Genomic DNA, 19,020 nt, shown 5'->3' with positions numbered 1-19,020 from the left:
AATACAGACTCGATCCCGCCAGTGCGAGCGCCAGCCCATAAAAATGCGGGCCCGCCCCGCTTTCGCCGGACAGGCCCGAGTCACTGGATGAGGCTTATTTGTGCAACGGATCGCTGAGCAACTGGTCGGTACGCGCCGCCATAATGAAGTCGTTGCGATGCAAGCCGCCTATCTTGTGGGTCCACCAGCTGACGGTCACCATATCGCCCACTCGGTGAGTGATGGCGTCTTCACTTCAGCAGCTCATCCGTGCGCGCCGCCATGATGAAGTCATTGCGATGCAGACCGCCTATCTTGTGGGTCCACCAGCTGACGGTCACCTTGCCCCATTCGGTCAGAATGGCGGGGTGATGGAATTCCGCCTCCGCCAGCTCGCCCAGGCGGTTGGTAAAGGCCAGCGCCTCCTTGAAGTTGCGAAAGGTGAATTCGCGCCTCAGCTGCAGCTCCCCTTTCACCACCAGCGGCTGCCAGTCGGGGATACGCTGCATCAGCTCGGCGAGTTCCTGCTCGCTCACCTTGGGGGCATCGGCGCGGCACGCTTCACACTGCTGGCTGGCCAGTTCGGACATGGGTTTCTCCTTGTTCATCAATGGGATCGGATAACGAAATGAGTCTGATCAATTCAGCTCGCCTGTTTGCCGCCGGCGGGGGCAAAGCGGGGCGGACGCAACCCCAGCCGGCGGGCATCGGACACCATGGCCATGATGTCCTGCTCCGCCAGACGGTAGAGATCGGCCAGCTCGGGCAGCACGAAATAGGTGGGCTGCATGATGTCGATGCGATACGGGGTGCGCAGCACTTCTATCGGGTCGAAGGGTTGCAGCACCGGCTGACCGCCGAGGGCATAGGCGGTCTCGCCGATGGAGGAGAGAATGCCGCCGCCGTAGATGCGCAGCCCGGCAGGAGTATTGAGCAGGCCAAACTCCACGGTGAACCAGTAGAGCCGCGCCAGAAAGACGCGATCCTCCTTGCCCGCCTGCAAGCCGAGCTGGCCATAGACATGGGTGAAGTGAGCAAAAGCCGGGTTGGTCAGCATGGCGCAGTGGCCGAAGATCTCGTGAAAGATGTCGGGCTCTTGCAGATAGTCGAGCTCGTCCCGGCGGCGAATGAAGGTGGCCACCGGAAACTGGCGGTTGGCCAGCAGGGCAAAGAAGCGATCGAACGAGATAAGCGCAGGCACGGCGGCCACCGACCAGCCGGTGGCGGGTTGTAACACGGCGTTGATCTGGGCCAGCTGGGGGATGCGATCCAGGGGCAGATTGAGGCGGGTCAAGCCAGCCAGATAGTCGTCACACGCCTTGCCTTCCAGCGCCGCGAGCTGACGCTCGATCAGGATCTGCCAGGTGCCGTGCTCCTCATCCGTGTAATGGATGAGGCCCTGAGGGTCCGGCTGGTGTGCTGTGTAGAGACTTGCCATTAAGGGTTCCATCCTGTCTGCCCGCCCGGTAATCCAAGCAGTGGCGACTCACGTTTGACTGATGGGATCACTGTAACGGTTTGTCCCCTAAAAAAGCAGCCGACCCCTGGGTCGGCTGCCGTTGACAATTGTAAATAATTTGTGACAACCACAATCGAGGCCCGGCCCGTCACCCCTTGTTGAGATAGCCAGCCAGCTGGCCGATGAGCCGCTTGCGCAGCTCGCCGAGCCTGGGCTTCTCGTCCGCGCACCAGGGCAGCGGGCGGCACGCCTCCATGGTGCGCAGGCCAAGACGCGCTGTGAGCAGCCCCGCCCCCACCCCTTGCGCGGCGCGGGCGGAGAGCTTGGCGGCGAACTCTGCCCCCAGCAGATCCATGCCCACCTCGGTCACCAGCTCGGTGGCCCCGGCATAGAGCATGTTGCGAAACACCTGCCGAATGAGGCGGATGCGGCTCCAGTAGCCGAGCTCGATGGCGTAGACGTCGGCGATGTCCTCGATCATCCGCAGGTTGCGCCACAGCATCAGCATCATGTCGACGGTGGCGAGCGGGCTCAGGGCCACCAGCACGGCGGCCTCCCCCGACCATTTGGCCACCCGCGCCTGGGCCAGCTTGTCCCGCTCGGTCAGCACCAGCTGACTGTAGAGGGTCAGCACTTCCCGATCGCTGTGGCTCTCGTCGAGCTGGGACAGCCAGTTGTTGTACCCCTCCCGCCCCTTGTCACCACTCTTCTCGGCGAGCGCCTCGCAAAAAGTCTGCCCCTGCCCGACGCCCTGACGGGCCAGCAGATCGTCGGCCCGGGAGCGCACATCCTGGCGCCGCTTGAGGGTGCGCAGCCGCAGCCACTCGCGCCCCACCACACCTGCCGTGCCTACGGCCACCAGACCGGAGGCCAGCAACCAGGCGCTACCCCAGAGCGGGGTGGTGAGCAACTGGTCGTAGAGAAAGGCGCCATACTGGCCCAGCGACAACAGGCCAACCGCCCCCAGTCCCCAGCCGAGCAGCCGGTGCCGCCGGCGCGGCTTGATGGTGAGAGCGGGCTCCACCTCGGTGAATGCCTCCAGCTCGTCGAGGCGCTCGAAGCTCGCCTCTTCCAGCCGCTGGGCAGGTGCAGGCGGTCGCTCGTCGCTGGCCACAGTCAAGGCGGGCTCCAGGATCACCTTGCCCTGCAGCGGGGCCGGTTCGGCCACCGTCGGTTTTCTCTGATCGTTCATCTTTTTGCTTGCTCCTCCACGCGGCCGTGCAGCCATGCCTTGCCTGCATTGCCGCACAGCCTGGGTTATTCGAGGTGATCCCCGAGCAGAAACTCCAGCGCCGCATCGAGCCGGATATGGGGCAGCGCCTGATGGGCACTCATGGGCAGGGGGCGAAACGCCTGAAAATCGAAACCCTGATTGTTCCACCATTGCGCAGGCGGGATATGGGGCGGCACCTCTCCCGGGAACAGCAGCAGCGGCTCGCCGGCAAGGCTGGTGCCACGGATGGCGGGAAACTCGCGGCCATTGGCCACCCCCTTGCCCACCTCGGTCGCCTTGATGGCGGCGAGCGCCAGACACTCAGTGGTGATCCCCTCAAAACGGGCCTGACCGCGGCCGCTGCGCACCAGATGCTGGAGCAAAGAGACCAGAGGGCCGTGCTGCTCCGGGGTGACGTGATCCGCCTTGCTCGCCACAAACAGCAGCTTGTCGATGCGCGGCGAGAAGAGCCGGCGCCACCAGTTGCTCTTGCCGTAGGCGAAGCTCTCCATGATGCGGGCGATAGCCTGCTGCATGTCGCCAAAACTGGCCGCGCCGGCGTTGAGGGGCTGCAGGCAGTCCACCAGTACTATCTGGCGATCGAACCCGGCAAAATGCTGCTCATAAAAACCCTGTACCAGGTATTGCTTGTACTGCTCGAAGCGCTGCTTGAGGGTGGCGTAGAGGGTGCCATCGGCGGGCTCGCCGGCGGGCATATCCCACACCCAGGGCACGAACTGCAGCAGGGGCGCACCGGCATACTCCCCCGGCAGCACGAAGCGACCGGGTTGGATGAGGTGCAGCCCCAGCTCTCGCTTGCAGGCGTGCAGATAGTCGGTGTAGCGCTCGGCAAGCTGTGCGACCGGCCGCTCTTCAAAAGGCTGCATAGCCTGCCATTCTGGGGCCAGCCAGCCAGCGGCAAGCGCCTGCAGCTCGGGGCGGCGCAACTGGTCGCGCACCTGCTCGCTCCACTGCTCGTAACTGAGTTCCAAGAGCGGCAAGTCCAGCAACCACTCCCCCGGGTAATCCACCAGGTCCACATAGAGGGTGGAGATCTCCCCCAGATGCTTGCGCAGGGGGTGGCGGGTGCGATAGCGAATTTCGAGGCGCACCTCGGCCACCCCGCGGGTCGGCTCGGGCCAGGCGGGCGGCTCGCCAAACAGGGCATCGAGGCCGCGCTCGTAGGCAAAGGTGGGAATATGGGCATTTTGCTGGGGCACCCGACGGGCGCCGAGAATGCGCCCCTGACGCAGGGCATCCCACAACGGCAAACGGCCATCGATGGCCGCGTGTTCAAGCTGGTTCACCAGCGCCGTGATAAAGGCGGTCTTGCCGCTACGGGAGAGGCCGGTCACCGCCAGCCGCAGGTGGCGATCCCGTACCCGGTTCACCACGTCTGTGGCCCTGTGCTGCAAGAGCGACCACTTTTGTTCCAGTGTGTTGCGTATCAAGGCTTGTTCAATCCCTCAATTCGATCGTCGGTTTCAGGTGTGCCCGCCATGTCGGGTCTTGGGATCCCGTTCAAGAGAGGGGCCTCGCTCAATCGGCGAGACCCGGCCAGAGGTCACAGCTTGCTGAACTCCCGCTGCAGGGTGAACTCCTTGGAGGTCACCAGCTTCTCGATGCGCTGCAATCTCGGCTCCAGGGTATCTAGCTCCTGTGCGATACGGCCCAGCGCCTGATGAGGGGTGACACCAGCCTGCCAGCTGCGCGCCTTCATCCGCACCTCGGCAAACTCTCCCTCTTCGTTTTCATAGAGAGTGACCGGCCGCTTGTCGAGCAGAAACCAGGCGGCAATATAAGCGGTGAAGGTAATGAAACCGGCGAAGATGAGGCCGCTGATGGCCAGCAACCGCACTATCCAGGTCTCCACCCCGAAGTAGTCGGCAAGGCCGGCGCAGACGCCCGCTATCTTGCCACGCTGAGGGTCACGATAGAGATTGCGCCCCTCCCGATTCGATGGACTCATACCTTGTTCCTCCAGCCCGGCACTTCCGCGTCCAGAATGGACTCCAGCGCCCCAACCCGCTCCTGCATCTTCTCGGCCCGCACCAGCAGCCCTTGCAACTGTTCCCGCTCGCTATCGGCCAGGCCGACGCCTATCCGCCCCTTGGCTCTGTAGTGCAGCACCAGCCAGATGGGGGCTACCACCACCATGAAAACCACCATGGGGACCATCAATACGCCCAGCAGATCTTCCATCTATTACTCTCCCTGTTTGCCTTCGCCCTGGCCCAGCTTCTGGCGCATGGCCTCGAGCTCTTTGCTTATCTGATCGTCGACTTCCAGCTCGGCAAACTGCTGGGCCAGTGCCTTGTCGGACTGCCCCAGATCGGCGCGGGCCTCCATCTCGTCGATGCGACGCTCCATGCGCTCGAACTTGCTGACCACCGCCTGACTGTCGCCACGGGCGACCTGACTCTGCACGTTGAGGCGGCTGCTGGCCGCTTCGGTGCGAATGGCCATCGCCTTTTGACGGCTACGGGCATCTTCCAGCTTGGCTTCCAGCTGACGTATTTCGTCACCCAGCTTGTCGATGCCGCTGTCCACCGCCTGCTGCTCGCGATAGAGCGTCTCGGCCAGCTCGGTCTGCTTCTTCTTCTCGATAAGGGCGGCGCGGGCCAGATCTTCACGGCCCTTGGCCAGCGCCAGTTCGGCCTTGCCCTGCCACTCGTCAACCCGCTCCTGATGGCGGTTGACCTGACGGCCGATCTCTTTCTGGCTGGCGAGGAAGCGGGCCAGATTGGAGCGCTCCTTCACCAGCTCGTCTTCCATCTCCTGGATGATCAAGCGCACCATCTTCTGGGGATCTTCTGCCTTGTCGAGCAGTGCCGTCAGGTTGGAATTGATGATGTCGGCCAGACGGGAAAAAATACTCATGATAGAACTCCTGTGGTTGGCATGCGTTGTTTCTCCATTGACAATGGCAACTTGTGTGCCAATCTGGAACAGAATTTAACTTGTTGATTTATATGGGGCTCATGCGTCGAGTTTCAAGACGCCCCACACAAAGGATGATAAGAATCACCAACTTTTGGTAAGATTGACCAGCTTTTACAACGGACAGGGATCACTATGACCACGGCCACGGAAAGCCTGTTGGGGGAATCCAACGCATTTCTCGAGATCATTGAGCAGGCCTCACGGCTCGCCCCGCTGCGCAAGCCCGTGCTGATCATCGGCGAGCGCGGGACCGGCAAGGAGCTGATCGCCCATCGCCTACATTATCTCTCGGCGCGCTGGGATCAAAGCTTTGTCACCATCAACTGCGCCACCCTGAGCGAGAGCCTGCTGGAGACAGAGCTGTTTGGTCACGAGGCGGGCTCCTTCACCGGCGCCGCCAAGCGCCATCAGGGCCGCTTCGAGCGCGCCGATGGCGGCACCCTCTTCCTCGACGAGCTGGCCACCACCAGCGCCCGGGTGCAGGAGAAGCTGCTGCGGGTCATCGAATACGGCGAGTTTGAGCGGGTGGGCGGGGCCAAGGCTCTCAAGGTGGATGTGCGGCTGGTGTGCGCCACCAACGAGGATCTGCCGGCACTGGCCGACAGAGGGGACTTTCGCCACGACCTGCTGGACAGGCTGGCCTTCGATGTCATTACCCTGCCCCCCTTGCGGGAGCGGCGGGAGGATATATTGATGCTGGCGGAGCATTTTGCCCACAGCATGACCCGGGAGCTGGGTTATCCGCTGTTTGCCGGTTTCTCCCGCAAGGCGATCCAGTTGCTGCAGGATTACCCCTGGCCCGGCAACGTGCGGGAGCTGAAAAACGTGGTGGAGCGCAGCATCTACCGCCAGGGCAACCCCCAGTTGCCGCTGTCCGAGCTGGTGCTCAATCCGTTCGACTCCCCCTGGCGCCCCCGTCCCCGGGCAAGTCTGGCCGCGACCCTCGAGGAGCCCACCCAGCTGACCACCCCGGCCTCTCCTACCCTGCCGCTGGATCTCAAACACGCGGTGGCGGAGTACGAGATAAATTTACTCAAGCAAGCCATGCAGCAATCCCAGTATAATCAGCGCAAAGCCGCTCAATTGCTGGCCCTGAGCTATCACCAGTTTCGCGGCATGCTGCGCAAATACCAGTTGCTGGACAGTGACAGCGATGCAGATTAATGCCCGGAGCAGCCAGGTTCAGGCCGATGCCGGCTCAGGTGCCGGCCCTGCGCTATCGCCCGTTTCGTGGCAGGCTGCGCCAATACCGGTTGCTGGACAGTGACAACGATGCAGATTAAGACCCGGGGCAGCCAGGTTCAGACCGACTCCCGCAACTCGCCAGCCTTGGTGCTGGCACATTCGTATAAAAACATGGTTCTACAATGAGAATGTTCAAACCCTTGCTGCTTGGATTGCTGGTGCTGGTTACCGGTTGTCAGAAACAGGACGACGCTTCCAGGACGGGTCTCATCTATTGTGCGGAAGGCTCGCCCCAGACCTTCAATCCCCAGGTGTCCAATTCGGGGGTGACCCTGGATGCCAGCTCGCGCCCGCTCTACGATCGCCTGCTGGAGGTGAACCCCAACACCCTGGCGCTGGAGGGGGGACTCGCCACCCGCTGGACCCTGAGCGAGGATGGCCTCTTCTACACCCTGACCCTGCGCAAGGGCGTGACCTTTCATCACACCTCCTGGTTCAACCCCTCGCGCACCTTCAACGCCGATGACGTGCTGTTCACCTGGCAGCGCCTGCTGGACAAGCAGCACCCCTATCACGACGTCTCCGGCGGCGAGTATCCCTATTTCTACAGCCTGGGGCTGGATCAGCTGATCAAGCGGGTCTACAAGAAGGGGCCAGAGCAGGTGGTGTTCGAGCTGAACCGGCCGGATGCCTCCTTCCTCGCCACCCTGGCCAGCGACTACGCCATAGTGCTCTCCGCCGAATATGCCGGCCAGCTGCAAAAAGCCGGCACCCCGGCCCTGCTCGACAGCCGCCCCATCGGCACGGGCCCGTTCAGCTTCAAGGAGTACCGCCACAACGAGTACGTGCGCTACTTGCGCCATCCCGGTTACTGGGGCGGCGAGGCCAAGATAGAGCAGCTCATCTACGACATCACCCCCAAGTCCTCCAAGCGGCTCGCCAAGCTGCTGACCGGCGAGTGTGACGTGATGAGCACCCCGTCCGCCAGCCAGCTGTCGGTGATCGACACGGATCCGGATCTCAGCCTGTCGGTGCAGTCCGGCATGAACGTCGCCTTCCTGGCCCTCAACACCCGCAAGTCGCCGTTCAACAAGGTACAGGTGCGCCAGGCCATCGCCAGCGCCATCAACATAGACAACCTGCTGCAGGCGGTCTATTTCGAGACGGGCCAGGCCGCCAACAGCCTGCTGCCACCCCTCTCCTGGGGCTACAACCCCTCCCTGCCGATGCGCAAGCCTGACCTGAAGCGGGCGCGCCAGCTGCTCAAGGAGGCGGGGTTCGAGCAGGGATTCGAGATGCAGGTGCTGGTGCAGCCAGGTTCACGCCCTTACAACCCGGATGCCCTCAAGACAGCCCAGCTGATGCGAAACGATCTGGCCAGGATAGGCATCAAGCTGAACATAGTGCAGCAGGAGTGGCCCGTCATCGAGGCCCGCCTCGCTCAGGGTCAATATGACAGCCTGCTCTCTGGCTGGATTGCCGACAACGCAGATCCGGACAACTTCTTTCGCCAGCTGCTGAGCTGCGCCGCCGTCGAGCGGGGCAACAACTACAGTCGCTGGTGCAGCCCGGCCTTCGATCAGCTGCTGGACGATGCGGTCACCACGCCCCAGCTGGCGTTCCGGCTGCGCAACTACTATTACGCCCAGAGCCTGCTCAACGAGCAGGTGCCGCTCATCCCGCTGGCCCATGCCCTGCGCACCCAGGTCAGTCGCAGCGACATTCAGGGGCTCTCCCTGATGCCCTTTGGCGGCACCGTCTTCAACCAAGCCCACAGGGAGTAAGCATGTTTCTCTACATACTGCGTCGCATCAACCTGCTGCTCATTACCCTGCTGGCACTGACCTTCGTCGCCTACCTGCTGGACTTTCGTCTCATCGGTCAGCAGGCCAGCTTCTGGAGCGGTTATCCCGATTTCCTGCGCCGTATTCTGGATGGGGATCTCGGGCTCTCCAGCGTCTCGGGCCTGCCGGTGCTGGAGGAGATCCGCCACTACTTCCCGGCCACCCTGATCCTCTGCATGGCCGCCTTTGCCATCTCGCTGCTGGTGGGCATTCCGCTCGGCACCCTGGCGGCGCTCTATCAGGGCAAGCCGCTGGATCTCTCCATCATGACCGCCGGCCTCATCGGTTATGCGGTGCCGGTGTTCTGGCTGGCGCTGCTGGTGGTGATGTTCTTCTCGCTGGATCTGGGCTGGCTGCCCGCCTCTGGCCAGATCAGCCTGCTCTATGACGTGCCCTCCATCACCGGCATAGCCGTGTTCGATGTGCTGATGAGCCACGAGCCCTGGCGCCAGGCGGCGCTGCACGATGCCCTGCGCCACCTGATCCTGCCCTCCCTGGTGCTGGCTGTGGTGCCCACCACAGAGGTGATCCGCCACGTGCGCAGTTCGCTGATCGACGTGATGAAGCAGAACTACATCAAGGCCGCGGCGAGCCGTGGCCTCTCCCGCCGCCAGATCGTCTGGCGCCATGGCCTCAAGAACGCCCTGCCGCCGGTACTGCCGCTGCTCGGCCTGCAGCTGGGCAGCGTGCTCACCTCAGCCATGATCACCGAGGTGGTGTTCGAGTGGCACGGGATCGGCCGCTGGCTCATCAACAGCATTGCCCTGCAGGACTACGCCGCCATCCGGGGCGCCACCCTGGTGGTCGCCGGCTTCGTCATCTTCATCAGCGTCAGCACCGAGCTGCTCACCACCCTCATCTATCCGGCGCGGCGCAAAGAACTCTATGCAAAACAAGACTGAACGTGCTCATGGCATGACCTGGAGCCAGGAATCCTATGCAAGACAAGAATAACCTCTACCCCGAGCTCAAGATCCTCTCCCCGCTGGAGCAGACCTGGGCCTCCTATCGCCGCAATCCGCTGGCCATGGGCGGACTCTGGTGCTTCGTGATCCTGCTGCTCATCACCCTGTTCGGCCCCCTGGTGGTCCCCTACGGCATCGACGAGCAGCACAGCGGCCGTCTGCTGTTGGCCCCCTCCTGGGCCAACAGCGGCAACATCGACTACTTCCTCGGCACCGACGATCTGGGCCGCGACATTCTCTCCCGTCTGGTGGCGGGGGCACGGCTCACCTTCGGCAACGCCCTGCTGGTGGTGATGATCGCCATGGTGGCCGGCACCGCCATCGGCATCCTGGGCGGCATGAGCAAGGGGCTGAAATCGAGCGTACTGCACCACCTGCTCGATACCCTGCTCTCCATCCCCTCCCTGTTGCTGGCCATCATCATGGTCGCCATCCTGGGACCTGGCCTGTTCAATACCCTGATCGCCATCACGCTGGCGTTGATCCCTCCCTTCATCCGGGCGACCTACAACGCGGTCCATACCGAGATGCAGAAGGAGTACATCATCGCCAGCCGCCTCGACGGCTCGCCGCCGCTGCGGATCATGCGTCTGGCCATTTTGCCGAACATAGTGGAGACCCTGGTCGCCCAGACCACCCGCACCCTGTCGGCGGCCATTCTCGATATCTCAGCGGTGGGTTTTCTCGGCCTCGGCGCCCAGTCGCCCCAGCCGGAATGGGGCGCCATGCTGGCCGATTCGAGCGATCTCATCTACCTCGCCCCCTGGACAGTGACCCTGCCAGGCATGGCCATACTGTTCAGCGTGCTGGTCACCAATTTAGTGGGTGAAGGCATTCGCGAAGCACTCAAAGAGGGGAACGATTGATGCAGCGCTCTCTGCCCAAGATAGACATGTTCACCCTTGGCACCTGTCCATTCCTGTACGGCGTGCTGGTCAACCCATCGCTGGTGGGTGAAGGCATTCGTGAAGCACTCAAAGAGGGGAACGATTGATGCAGCGCTCTCTGCCGAAGATAGACATGTTCACCCTTGGCCCCTGTCCATTCCTGTACGGCGTGCTGGTCAACCCATCGCTGCTGGGTGAAGGCATTCGTGAAGCACTCAAAGAGGGGAACGATTGATGATCTTGTTGCTCTATACCATCAAAGACGGCATATCCCCGATGCAGCACGCCGTGCCACACCCTCATGAGGAGCGCAACTGATGCCCTTGCTCGATATTCGCAACCTCACCATCGAGATCGACACGCCCCAGGGCAAGGTCAAGGCGGTGGACAGGGTGAGCCTGACCCTGACCGAGGGGGAGATCCGCGGCCTGGTGGGTGAATCCGGCTCCGGCAAGAGCCTGGTGGCCAAGGTGATCGTCGGCATCCAGAAGGACAACTGGACTGTGCGTGCCGACCGGATGCGCTTCAACGACATGGATCTGCTGACCATGGCCCCCAAGGAGCGACGCCGGATCATGGGTCGCGAGATCGCCATGATCTTCCAGGACCCCATCAGCTGTCTGGACCCTTCCGAAGAGATAGGTACCCAGCTGGAAGAGGCGATCCCGACCGATTCGTTCGAGGGCCAGTTCTGGCAGCGCTTCCAGTGGCGCAAGAAGAAGGCAATCGCCCTGCTGCACAGGGTCGGCGTCAAGGATCACCGCAAGGTGATGCGCGCCTATCCCCACGAGCTGTCGGATGGCATGTGCCAGAAGGTGATGATCGCCATGGCCATTGCCAACAAGCCGCGCCTGCTGGTCGCCGATGAACCCACCAGCGCCATGGAGTCCACCACCCACTCCCAGATCCTGCGGCTGCTGGACAAGATGAACAAGCTGGGCAACACCACCATCCTCATCATCAGCAACGACATAGCGGCCATCGCCAACCTGACCGACACCATCAATGTGATGTACTGCGGCCAGATGGTGGAGGTGGGCACCCGGGAGCAGATCCTGACCTCGCCCCATCACCCCTATACAGATGCCCTGCTCAAGTCCATTCCCGATTTTGACAAGCTGGTGCGCCACAAGTCGCGGCTCGAGACCCTGCCCGGAGTGATACCGCCGCTGCAGCACCTGCCCATAGGTTGCCGGCTCGGCCCCCGCTGTCCCTATGCCCAGAAACAGTGCGTACAGACGCCGCTGATGAGCAAGGTCAAGGGTCACCAGTTCAGCTGCCACTTCCCGCTGAACATGGAAGAGCCGAAGAAATGAACCCAAGACGTTATCAGCCCGTGGCCGCATGCTCTGCCACCAAGGAGCCAGGACAGTGATCGAACCCTCCCTGCTGCAGGTCAGGGGCCTGTGCAAGACCTATCAGAACCGCACCGGCCTGTTTCGGCGTCAGGCGGTCGAAGCCATCAAGCCGCTCTCGTTTGACCTCGAGGTCGGCCAGACCCTGGCCATCGTCGGCGAGGCCGGCTCCGGCAAGAGCACGCTGGCGCGGATCCTGGCGGGCATGATAGAGCCGAGCGGTGGCGATATCGCCATCGAGGGTCAGACCCTGATCCACGGCGACTATCAGACCCGCTGCAAGTTGCTGCGGATGATCTTCCAGGACCCCAACTCCTCGCTCAATCGCAAGATCCGGGTCGGCCAGATCCTGGAGACGCCGCTGCGGCTCAACACCGAGATGAGCGATGAGGAGCGTCACGACAAGGTGGTACAGACTCTGCGTATGGTGGGCATGCTGCCGGATCACGCCCTCTTCTATCCGCAGATGCTCTCCGCCGGTCAGCAGCAGCGGGTGGCGCTGGCCCGGGCGCTCATTCTCAACCCCAAGATAGTGGTAGCCGACGAGGCACTCTCCACCCTGGACATCTCGGTGCGCTCCCAGATCATCAACCTGCTGCTGGAGATGCAGGAGACCATGGGGCTGAGCTATGTGCTGGTGGCCAACGATCTGGGGGTGGTGAGCCACATCAGTGACGAGGTGCTGGTGATGCACGAAGGACGGGTGGTGGAACGTGGCAAGACCCTCAAGGTGTTTGCCGACCCCCAGCACGAGGTGACTCGCCGTCTGATCCAGAACTACAACAACGAATACCGCCGCTGATCCCCGGGCCGGTGCCGACCCTCTTCGTCATCTGCTGGAAAAAGCGTAAAAAAATCCCGGCTCAGTGGCCGGGAATTGCGCTCAAAAATGAATGCGTCGTTCGTAGTAGGAACATGGCCATGGTAGGCAGTGCCTCTTGCGTCAACAACTGTCAGATCTGACAGGCAGCCCGCTATGGAACCTGAACTGCAGATCCGGCGAGCAGACAAGCTCGGCTTCGAGTTTGCCAAAATAAGCCACCCGCTCGCTGATATCCTCCCCCGCGTATTGCTCGGCCAGCGCCAGATAGTCCTGGTAGTGGCGCGCCTCCGAGCGCAGCAGGGAGACATAGAAGCGACCCAGCTCCTCGTCCAGATGGGGCGCCAGCTTGGCAAAGCGCTCGCAGGATCGAGCCTCTATGTAGGCACCGATGATCAGCTTGTCGACCAGGGTGGCAGGTTCATGGGTACGCACATGCCGCATCAGGTTGCGGGCGTAGCGGGAGGCGGTCACCGGGCCATAAGGGATGTTGCGCGCAGCCATCAGCGCCAGCACCTGCTCGAAGTGGTGCAGCTCCTCCTGGATGAGACGCACCATGGGAAACAGCAGCAGGTTGCGGGCCAGCTCCTCGAACACGGTACGGTCGGACTCCCCCATGCTGCGCTTGCCCAGGATCTCGGCTTTCTCCGGGATGGCATCCAGCTCCCGATAAAACTCCAGCTTGGGCAACAGATGGCGCTTGCCCTTGGGCAGGCAGTAGCGCCGCACCAGGCTGTGGGCTGTGAGCGCAGCCTTGTTCTCGCAGTTGGCGTGATCGATGAGCAGGGTCGGCAACCAGCCGGGATCCCGCGCCATCTCGACCCAGGCATCCGGGGTCTCACACTGCAAAAACTGGCGCACGGGGGCTAGCAGGTCATCCATCTGAATTCTCGTCTGTTCTGGTTGATACGGCGGCGCGATTGGCGCGGCTGCCCATGCTAGCGGATCCCGCCGCCGCTGCCCACACCCGGCGGTATAAGTGACTATTTTTAAAGCAGATAAACGCCCTGCCCCGCCGCCCGGACAAGACAATGGGGGCCATGGCCCCCATCTCATATCTGTCATATCAAGCGAAAACGTTTAACTGCCTTCGTTAAAAATTTCCAGATTGCTGGTGCCTTCCTGCCACTCACGTACCGCCTTGTTGTCGTCGCTGCGCAGGGCGTTGAGGTGATCCAGATAGGATTGATCCACGTCCGAGGTGACGTAGTGACCGTTGAACACAGAGGTCTCGAAGTGACGCAGCTCGGGGTTGATCTCCCGCACCGCCTCTTTCAGATCTTCCAGATCCTGGAAAATCAGGCCATCGGCACCGATCAGCTTGCACACCTCTTCCACTTCCCGACCGTGGGCGATCAGCTCATTGGCGGTAGGCATGTCGATGCCGTAGACGTTGGGGAAACGAATTTCCGGTGCCGCCGAGGCGAAGTAGACCTTGGCCGCCCCTGCCTCACGGGCCATCTGGATGATCTGCTCGGAGGTGGTGCCGCGCACTATGGAATCGTCTACCAGCAACACCTTCTTGCCCTTGAATTCGGAGCTGATGGCATTGAGCTTGCGACGCACCGACTTCTTGCGCTGGGTCTGGCCCGGCATGATGAAGGTACGGCCTATGTAGCGGTTCTTCACGAAGCCCTGACGGTATGGCAGGTCCAGGGTGTGGGCTATCTCCAGCGCCACGTCACAGGAGGTCTCGGGGATGGGGATGACCACATCCACGTCGAGATCTTCCCACTCCCGTGCAATCTTCCGGCCCAGCTTGCGACCCATGTTGAGGCGGGCGGCGTAGACGGAAACCTTGTCGATGCAGGAGTCGGGACGGGCGAAATAGACGTATTCGAAGATGCAGGAGCTCATCTGCGGGTTTTCCGCACACTGCTCGGAGAAGAGCTGGCCCTGCTCTGTGATGTAGATGGCTTCACCGGGGGCGACGTCACGCACCGTCTCGAAACCTATGGCGTCCAGCGCCACGCTCTCGGAGGCGAGCATGTACTCCACCTGGCCCTGCTCATCAGCCCGACGACCCAGGATCAGCGGGCGAATGCCGTTGGGATCGCGAAAGCCGATGAGGCCGTGACCGATCACCAGCGAGACCACGGCATAGGCACCGCGGATCTGCTGGTGCACCTTGCGCACCGCCGAGAAGATGTCTTCCGGCCGCAGCGCCATCTTGTCGCACAGATCCAGTTCGTGGGCCAGCACGTTCAGCAGCACTTCGGAATCCGAGGTGGTGTTGATGTGGCGACGGGCCACCTTGAACTGCTGCTCCTTGAGCTCCTTGGCGTTGGTGAGGTTGCCGTTGTGGGCCAGCACCATGCCGTAGGGGGAGTTCACGTAAAAAGGTTGGGCTTCAGCGGCACTTGAGCTGCCTGCGGTGGGATATCTGACATGACCTATGCCGATGTTCCCTTGCAGACGCTGCATGTGGCGCACTTCAAACACGTCCTTCACCAGGCCGTTGGCCTTGCGTTGCCGGAAGTTTCCACTCTCTATGGTCACGATCCCGGCGGCATCCTGTCCCCTGTGCTGCAACACCGTCAAGGCGTCGTAGAGGGCCTGATTGACGGGGGTGGTGCCAACTATACCGACAATACCACACATGTCTTTGCTACCTCGAAGTCACTATACCTGTTTAAGAAAACTGGACGAGTTCAACATGAACCCGAAAAACCACTGGATCACCGGCTTGAACTCGGGAACCAGTTTGGACGCCACCCACCAGTCGCTCTGGGAGAGGCTGGTGAAGGTATCCATAAAAAACAGCAGGGCACTGACGATCAGTACCCCGCGAATGGCGCCGAAGCAGATGCCGAGCACCCGATCCGTTCCTGACAGGCCGGTCTTTTCCACCAGCAGACCCACCACGTAGTTCACCACGCCACCCAGGATCAGGGTCGCCACGAACAGGGCTGCGATGGCCAGGCCGTTGCGTACCAGAGGGTCGCTGAACGAGGTGAAGTAGATGGCGAGATCGGGATAGAAATGGCTGGCGATGAAGAAGGCGATAAACCAGGTGACGAGCGACATGGCTTCCTTGACGAAGCCGCGCACCAGGCTGATGAGGGCGGAGAAACCGACGATGCCGATGATGGCGTAATCAATCCAGACCATAGGAAAAAGTGTCCTGCGAAATTGCGGCGCAGTCTAACAAAAACGATTGCGCAATGCTTGATAAAAATGTGTTAAATGTTCAGCCAGGGGCCGGATGAAGCACTTTTTTCGGCGCCGATACCAGGATTCGGCGCCCAAACGCACAACGCCATGGCATGGCCATGGCGTTGTGTTGATCCGAGTGTGCTTAACCTATGTGGGTCAGGCCACCCATGTAGGATTGCAGCGCAGCCGGGATGGCGATGCGGCCATCTTCCTGCTGGTAGTTCTCCATCACGGCTACCAGGGTACGACCCACGGCCAGGCCGGAGCCGTTCAGGGTGTGCAGCAGCTGGGGCTTGCCGTCGATACGCACGCGAGCCTGCATGCGGCGCGCCTGGAAATCGGTGCAGTTGGAGACGGAGGAGATCTCACGGTAGGTGTTCTGGGCCGGCAGCCAGACTTCCAGATCGTAGGTCTTGGCGGCGCAGAAGCCCATGTCACCGGTGGCCAGCGCCATCACGCGATACGGCAGCTCCAGCAGTTGCAGCACCTTCTCGGCATGACCGGCCATCTCTTCCAGCGCTTCCCAGGATTTTTCCGGGTGAACCAGCTGCACCATCTCGACCTTGTCGAACTGGTGCATGCGGATGAGACCACGGGTGTCACGGCCATAAGAACCGGCTTCGGAACGGAAGCAGGGGCTGTGGGCCGTCATCTTGATGGGCAGCTCCTGCTCATCGAAGATCTCGTCGCGGGCCATGTTGGTGAGCGGCACTTCGGAGGTCGGGATCAGGGAGAACTTGCGCATCTTGCCCTCGTCTTCCCCTTCACCCTCGATCCCCGTGTTGAACAGGTCTTCGGAGAACTTCGGCAGCTGACCTGTGCCGTACAGGCTGTCCGGGTTCACCAGATAAGGCACGTAGCATTCGGTGTAGCCGTGCTGCAGAGTGTGCAGGTCCAGCATGAACTGCGCCAGGGCGCGGTGCAGGCGGGCAATCTGGCCCTTCATCACCACGAAGCGGGCACCGGACAGCTTGACGCCGTTCTTGAAATCCACGCCCTTGGCCGCTTCACCCAGATCGATGTGATCGCGCACCGGGAAGTCGAACACGCGCGGGGTACCCCAGCGGCGCACTTCCACGTTGTCGTTCTCGTCGCGGCCCACCGGCGTGGTCTCGCTCGGCAGGTTGGGGATGGCGTCGGAGATGGATTTGAGATCGCGCAGCAGCGCCTCGAGCTCAACCTTGCTGGTTTCAAGCTCGTCGTTGATCTTGGTCACCTCGGCCTTGAGCGGGGCCACATCTTCACCACGACGGGCAGCCTCACCGATGGACTTGGAGCGGGCGTTGCGCTCGGCCTGCAGCTCCTGGGTACGGGACTGCAGATCCTTGCGTTTCTCTTCCAGAGCATTGACAGCCGCTACGTCCAGAACGTAGCCACGTGTCGCCAGACGAGCGGCAGCTTCGTCAATCTCGCTACGCAGATATTTGGGATCCAGCATGGTTTACCTACTTTTTTAAAATGGGATCTGGGCCTGGGTCATCATGACCGGGCGAGAGAACAGATCCGGAAGTTAACATCGGTTGGCGCACCCCTATCGTCTTCAGGATCGAGCCTTCAAAAACAGGCCTTCGAAATCAAGAAGATGGCGCAAGGCCGAGACAAGCGGGGTCAGAGGGCCAGTGTATCAGACCGCCCCCCCGCCCGAACAGGGACTATTTGTGTCGTTTTCACGGACCTTGCCGGTCGGCAAGGCTCGGGATACTCCCTCACTCCCCATTCCTGACCACAGCGGCAAACCGGTACCTGAACTGCCTCATTTGAACAAGTGCATTCAGGGGCCACGGGTCTGCCGGCAGGGCTGGTCGAGGGCGCAGGCGACGGCCTGCTACTTGCCCCTTTGTTGCGGGCTCTGCCGGTCCAGCTCATGGAGGTAGTCAAGCTTCTGGGCTATCTGCTTCTCAAGACCGCGATCCGTGGGCTGGTAGTACTGTTTGCCCGCCAATTCCGGCGGCAAATACGCCTCGCCGGCGGCATAGGCCCCCGGCTCGTCGTGGGCGTAGCGATACTCGGCGCCATAGCCCAGCTCGCTCATCAGCTTGGTGGGGGCGTTGCGAAGGTGCGCGGGCACCTCGAAGTCGGGCAGGTTTTTGGCATCGTTGAGCGCCGCCTTCCAGGCGGTGTAGACCGCATTGCTCTTGGGGGCGCAGGCGAGGTAGACGATCGCCTGGGCGATGGCCCGCTCCCCTTCCGCCGGACCGATGCGATGGAAACAATCCCAGGCCGACAGGGCGACCTGCATGGCCCGCGGATCGGCATTGCCCACGTCTTCCGAGGCGATGGCGAGCAAGCGACGGGCGATATACAAGGGATCGCAACCGGCGCTCACCATGCGGGCGTACCAGTAGAGGGCCGCATCGGGGGCGGAACCGCGAATGGACTTGTGTACCGCCGAGATGAGGTCGTAGAAGTGATCGCCGCCCTTGTCAAAACGTGCCACGTGCTCCCCCACTACGGCGGCAAGCAGAGCGCTGTCGATCACTCTCTTCCCTTCGCCATTGGTCTCGGCCATGTCGGCCAGCAGCTCCAGATAGTTGAGGGACTTGCGCCCGTCACCATCCACGGCTTTGGCCAGCGCCGCCTTCACCCCGGGGGCGAAGGCCAGGGTCGGATCATTGAGACCACGCGGATCCTGCATCGCCTGATCGAGCATGGCGAGTATGTCCTCCTCTTCCAGCCGCTTGAGCAGATAGACCCGTGCCCGGGAGAGCAGTGCGTTGTTGAGTTCGAACGAGGGGTTTTCGGTGGTGGCGCCGATGAAGGTGATGGTGCCGTCTTCGATGTGGGGCAGGAACACATCCTGCTGGCTCTTGTTGAAGCGGTGTACCTCATCCACGAAGAGGATGGTGCGTACCCCGCGCCAGCTGTTCTCCTTCGCCTTGTCGATGGCGGCGCGGATCTCCTTGATGCCGGAGGTGACCGCAGAGAGTCGCTCCACCTCGGCCTGGCAGTAATGCGCCATCAGTTCGGCCAGCGTGGTCTTGCCGGTACCGGGCGGGCCCCACAAAATCATCGAGTGGCAGTGGCCGGCCAGTATGGCTTTGCGCAGGGGCTTGTCAGGCCCTAGGATATGCTGCTGACCTATGTACTGGTCGAGGTTTTGCGGCCGCATCCGGGCCGCCAGCGGGCGAAAATCCGACGAGAAATCCAGCGACAAGTTGCTCATCTGCGGTGACAGTCCAGTACCTCGTCGATCGCCAGTGGAAGACGGTTCGAC

20 protein-coding genes and 1 pseudogene are annotated in these 19,020 nt (G+C 62.0%); 8 read left to right on the top strand and 13 right to left on the bottom strand.

The features are described 5' to 3' along the window. Nucleotides 1-94: 94 nt before the first annotated feature. From BN1118_RS14795 to pspA, 8 genes and pseudogenes are all read right to left on the bottom strand, one after another. Nucleotides 95-225 (bottom strand): annotated as a pseudogene (locus tag BN1118_RS14795) (4a-hydroxytetrahydrobiopterin dehydratase); the annotation flags it as partial. Between the two features lie 5 nt (nucleotides 226-230). Next, on the bottom strand, nucleotides 231-569 hold the full coding sequence (locus BN1118_RS14790) for a 4a-hydroxytetrahydrobiopterin dehydratase (RefSeq protein WP_043556860.1): 339 nt from the start codon (nucleotides 567-569) through the stop codon (nucleotides 231-233). 53 nt (nucleotides 570-622) lie between these two features. Next, complete coding sequence (phhA, locus tag BN1118_RS14785) at nucleotides 623-1,417, bottom strand: phenylalanine 4-monooxygenase (protein WP_043556859.1); 795 nt, start codon at nucleotides 1,415-1,417, stop codon at nucleotides 623-625. Nucleotides 1,418-1,586: 169 nt separating this feature from the next. Next, nucleotides 1,587-2,630, bottom strand: coding sequence for a YcjF family protein (locus BN1118_RS14780; protein WP_043556858.1), 1,044 nt, complete (start codon nucleotides 2,628-2,630; stop codon nucleotides 1,587-1,589). A gap of 65 nt (nucleotides 2,631-2,695) precedes the next feature. Beyond that, on the bottom strand, nucleotides 2,696-4,102 hold the full coding sequence (locus BN1118_RS14775) for a YcjX family GTP-binding protein (RefSeq protein WP_043556857.1): 1,407 nt from the start codon (nucleotides 4,100-4,102) through the stop codon (nucleotides 2,696-2,698). Between the two features lie 113 nt (nucleotides 4,103-4,215). Further along, nucleotides 4,216-4,620 (bottom strand): envelope stress response membrane protein PspC, encoded by a 405-nt coding sequence (pspC, locus tag BN1118_RS14770; RefSeq protein ID WP_043136068.1) that lies wholly within the window; start codon nucleotides 4,618-4,620, stop codon nucleotides 4,216-4,218. Continuing rightward, on the bottom strand, nucleotides 4,617-4,853 hold the full coding sequence (gene pspB, locus BN1118_RS14765; RefSeq protein WP_042872204.1) for an envelope stress response membrane protein PspB: 237 nt from the start codon (nucleotides 4,851-4,853) through the stop codon (nucleotides 4,617-4,619). Before pspB ends, pspC begins: the two co-directional genes overlap by 4 nt. Before the next feature lie 3 nt (nucleotides 4,854-4,856). Further along, complete coding sequence (gene pspA, locus BN1118_RS14760) at nucleotides 4,857-5,531, bottom strand: phage shock protein PspA (RefSeq protein WP_042872202.1); 675 nt, start codon at nucleotides 5,529-5,531, stop codon at nucleotides 4,857-4,859. Nucleotides 5,532-5,726: 195 nt separating this feature from the next. Here pspA and pspF point away from each other — a divergent pair, with 195 nt between their 5' ends. The 8 genes from pspF to BN1118_RS14730 all read left to right on the top strand — a co-directional run bounded on the left by pspF (nucleotide 5,727) and on the right by BN1118_RS14730 (nucleotide 12,632). Next, nucleotides 5,727-6,758: a phage shock protein operon transcriptional activator gene (pspF, locus tag BN1118_RS14755; protein ID WP_043556856.1), complete on the top strand. Its 1,032-nt coding sequence runs from the start codon at nucleotides 5,727-5,729 to the stop codon at nucleotides 6,756-6,758. A 209-nt stretch (nucleotides 6,759-6,967) separates the two neighbouring features. Next, nucleotides 6,968-8,563, top strand: a complete 1,596-nt coding sequence (gene sapA / locus BN1118_RS14750) for an ABC transporter substrate-binding protein SapA (RefSeq protein ID WP_043556855.1) — start codon at nucleotides 6,968-6,970, stop codon at nucleotides 8,561-8,563. A 2-nt stretch (nucleotides 8,564-8,565) separates the two neighbouring features. Beyond that, nucleotides 8,566-9,525: an ABC transporter permease gene (locus BN1118_RS14745; protein ID WP_043556854.1), complete on the top strand. Its 960-nt coding sequence runs from the start codon at nucleotides 8,566-8,568 to the stop codon at nucleotides 9,523-9,525. 35 nt (nucleotides 9,526-9,560) lie between these two features. Beyond that, a complete protein-coding gene (locus BN1118_RS14740) occupies nucleotides 9,561-10,454 on the top strand; it encodes an ABC transporter permease subunit (protein WP_043556853.1) in 894 nt (297 codons plus the stop codon). Beyond that, entirely contained in the window at nucleotides 10,454-10,582 is a 129-nt protein-coding gene (locus tag BN1118_RS22405; protein ID WP_280136102.1) for a hypothetical protein, read from the top strand. The genes BN1118_RS14740 and BN1118_RS22405 overlap by 1 nt, the downstream gene beginning before the upstream one ends. Next, nucleotides 10,582-10,710 (top strand): hypothetical protein, encoded by a 129-nt coding sequence (locus BN1118_RS22400; protein WP_280136101.1) that lies wholly within the window; start codon nucleotides 10,582-10,584, stop codon nucleotides 10,708-10,710. The genes BN1118_RS22405 and BN1118_RS22400 overlap by 1 nt, the downstream gene beginning before the upstream one ends. Nucleotides 10,711-10,792: 82 nt before the next feature. Continuing rightward, entirely contained in the window at nucleotides 10,793-11,791 is a 999-nt protein-coding gene (locus BN1118_RS14735; protein WP_043136052.1) for a peptide ABC transporter ATP-binding protein, read from the top strand. 55 nt (nucleotides 11,792-11,846) lie between these two features. Beyond that, nucleotides 11,847-12,632 (top strand): peptide ABC transporter ATP-binding protein, encoded by a 786-nt coding sequence (locus tag BN1118_RS14730; protein WP_043556852.1) that lies wholly within the window; start codon nucleotides 11,847-11,849, stop codon nucleotides 12,630-12,632. 141 nt (nucleotides 12,633-12,773) lie between these two features. Here BN1118_RS14730 and miaE read toward each other — a convergent pair whose 3' ends face one another. The 5 genes from miaE to BN1118_RS14705 all read right to left on the bottom strand — a co-directional run bounded on the left by miaE (nucleotide 12,774) and on the right by BN1118_RS14705 (nucleotide 18,969). Further along, nucleotides 12,774-13,532, bottom strand: a complete 759-nt coding sequence (miaE, locus tag BN1118_RS14725) for a tRNA isopentenyl-2-thiomethyl-A-37 hydroxylase MiaE (protein WP_043556851.1) — start codon at nucleotides 13,530-13,532, stop codon at nucleotides 12,774-12,776. A gap of 198 nt (nucleotides 13,533-13,730) precedes the next feature. After that, a complete protein-coding gene (gene purF / locus BN1118_RS14720) occupies nucleotides 13,731-15,251 on the bottom strand; it encodes an amidophosphoribosyltransferase (protein ID WP_043556850.1) in 1,521 nt (506 codons plus the stop codon). A gap of 21 nt (nucleotides 15,252-15,272) precedes the next feature. Beyond that, nucleotides 15,273-15,761 (bottom strand): CvpA family protein, encoded by a 489-nt coding sequence (locus tag BN1118_RS14715; RefSeq protein WP_042869859.1) that lies wholly within the window; start codon nucleotides 15,759-15,761, stop codon nucleotides 15,273-15,275. A gap of 187 nt (nucleotides 15,762-15,948) precedes the next feature. Continuing rightward, nucleotides 15,949-17,244 (bottom strand): serine--tRNA ligase, encoded by a 1,296-nt coding sequence (serS, locus tag BN1118_RS14710; RefSeq protein ID WP_043556849.1) that lies wholly within the window; start codon nucleotides 17,242-17,244, stop codon nucleotides 15,949-15,951. 387 nt (nucleotides 17,245-17,631) lie between these two features. Next, nucleotides 17,632-18,969 (bottom strand): replication-associated recombination protein A, encoded by a 1,338-nt coding sequence (locus BN1118_RS14705; RefSeq protein ID WP_043556848.1) that lies wholly within the window; start codon nucleotides 18,967-18,969, stop codon nucleotides 17,632-17,634. Nucleotides 18,970-19,020: the final 51 nt, after the last annotated feature.

Origin of the sequence: Aeromonas bestiarum, assembly GCF_000819745.1 — a bacterium.
Taxonomy (GTDB): domain Bacteria; phylum Pseudomonadota; class Gammaproteobacteria; order Enterobacterales; family Aeromonadaceae; genus Aeromonas; species Aeromonas bestiarum.
Note: the sequence above shows the minus strand (reverse complement) of the source record. Positions and strands in the feature narration are given on the sequence as shown.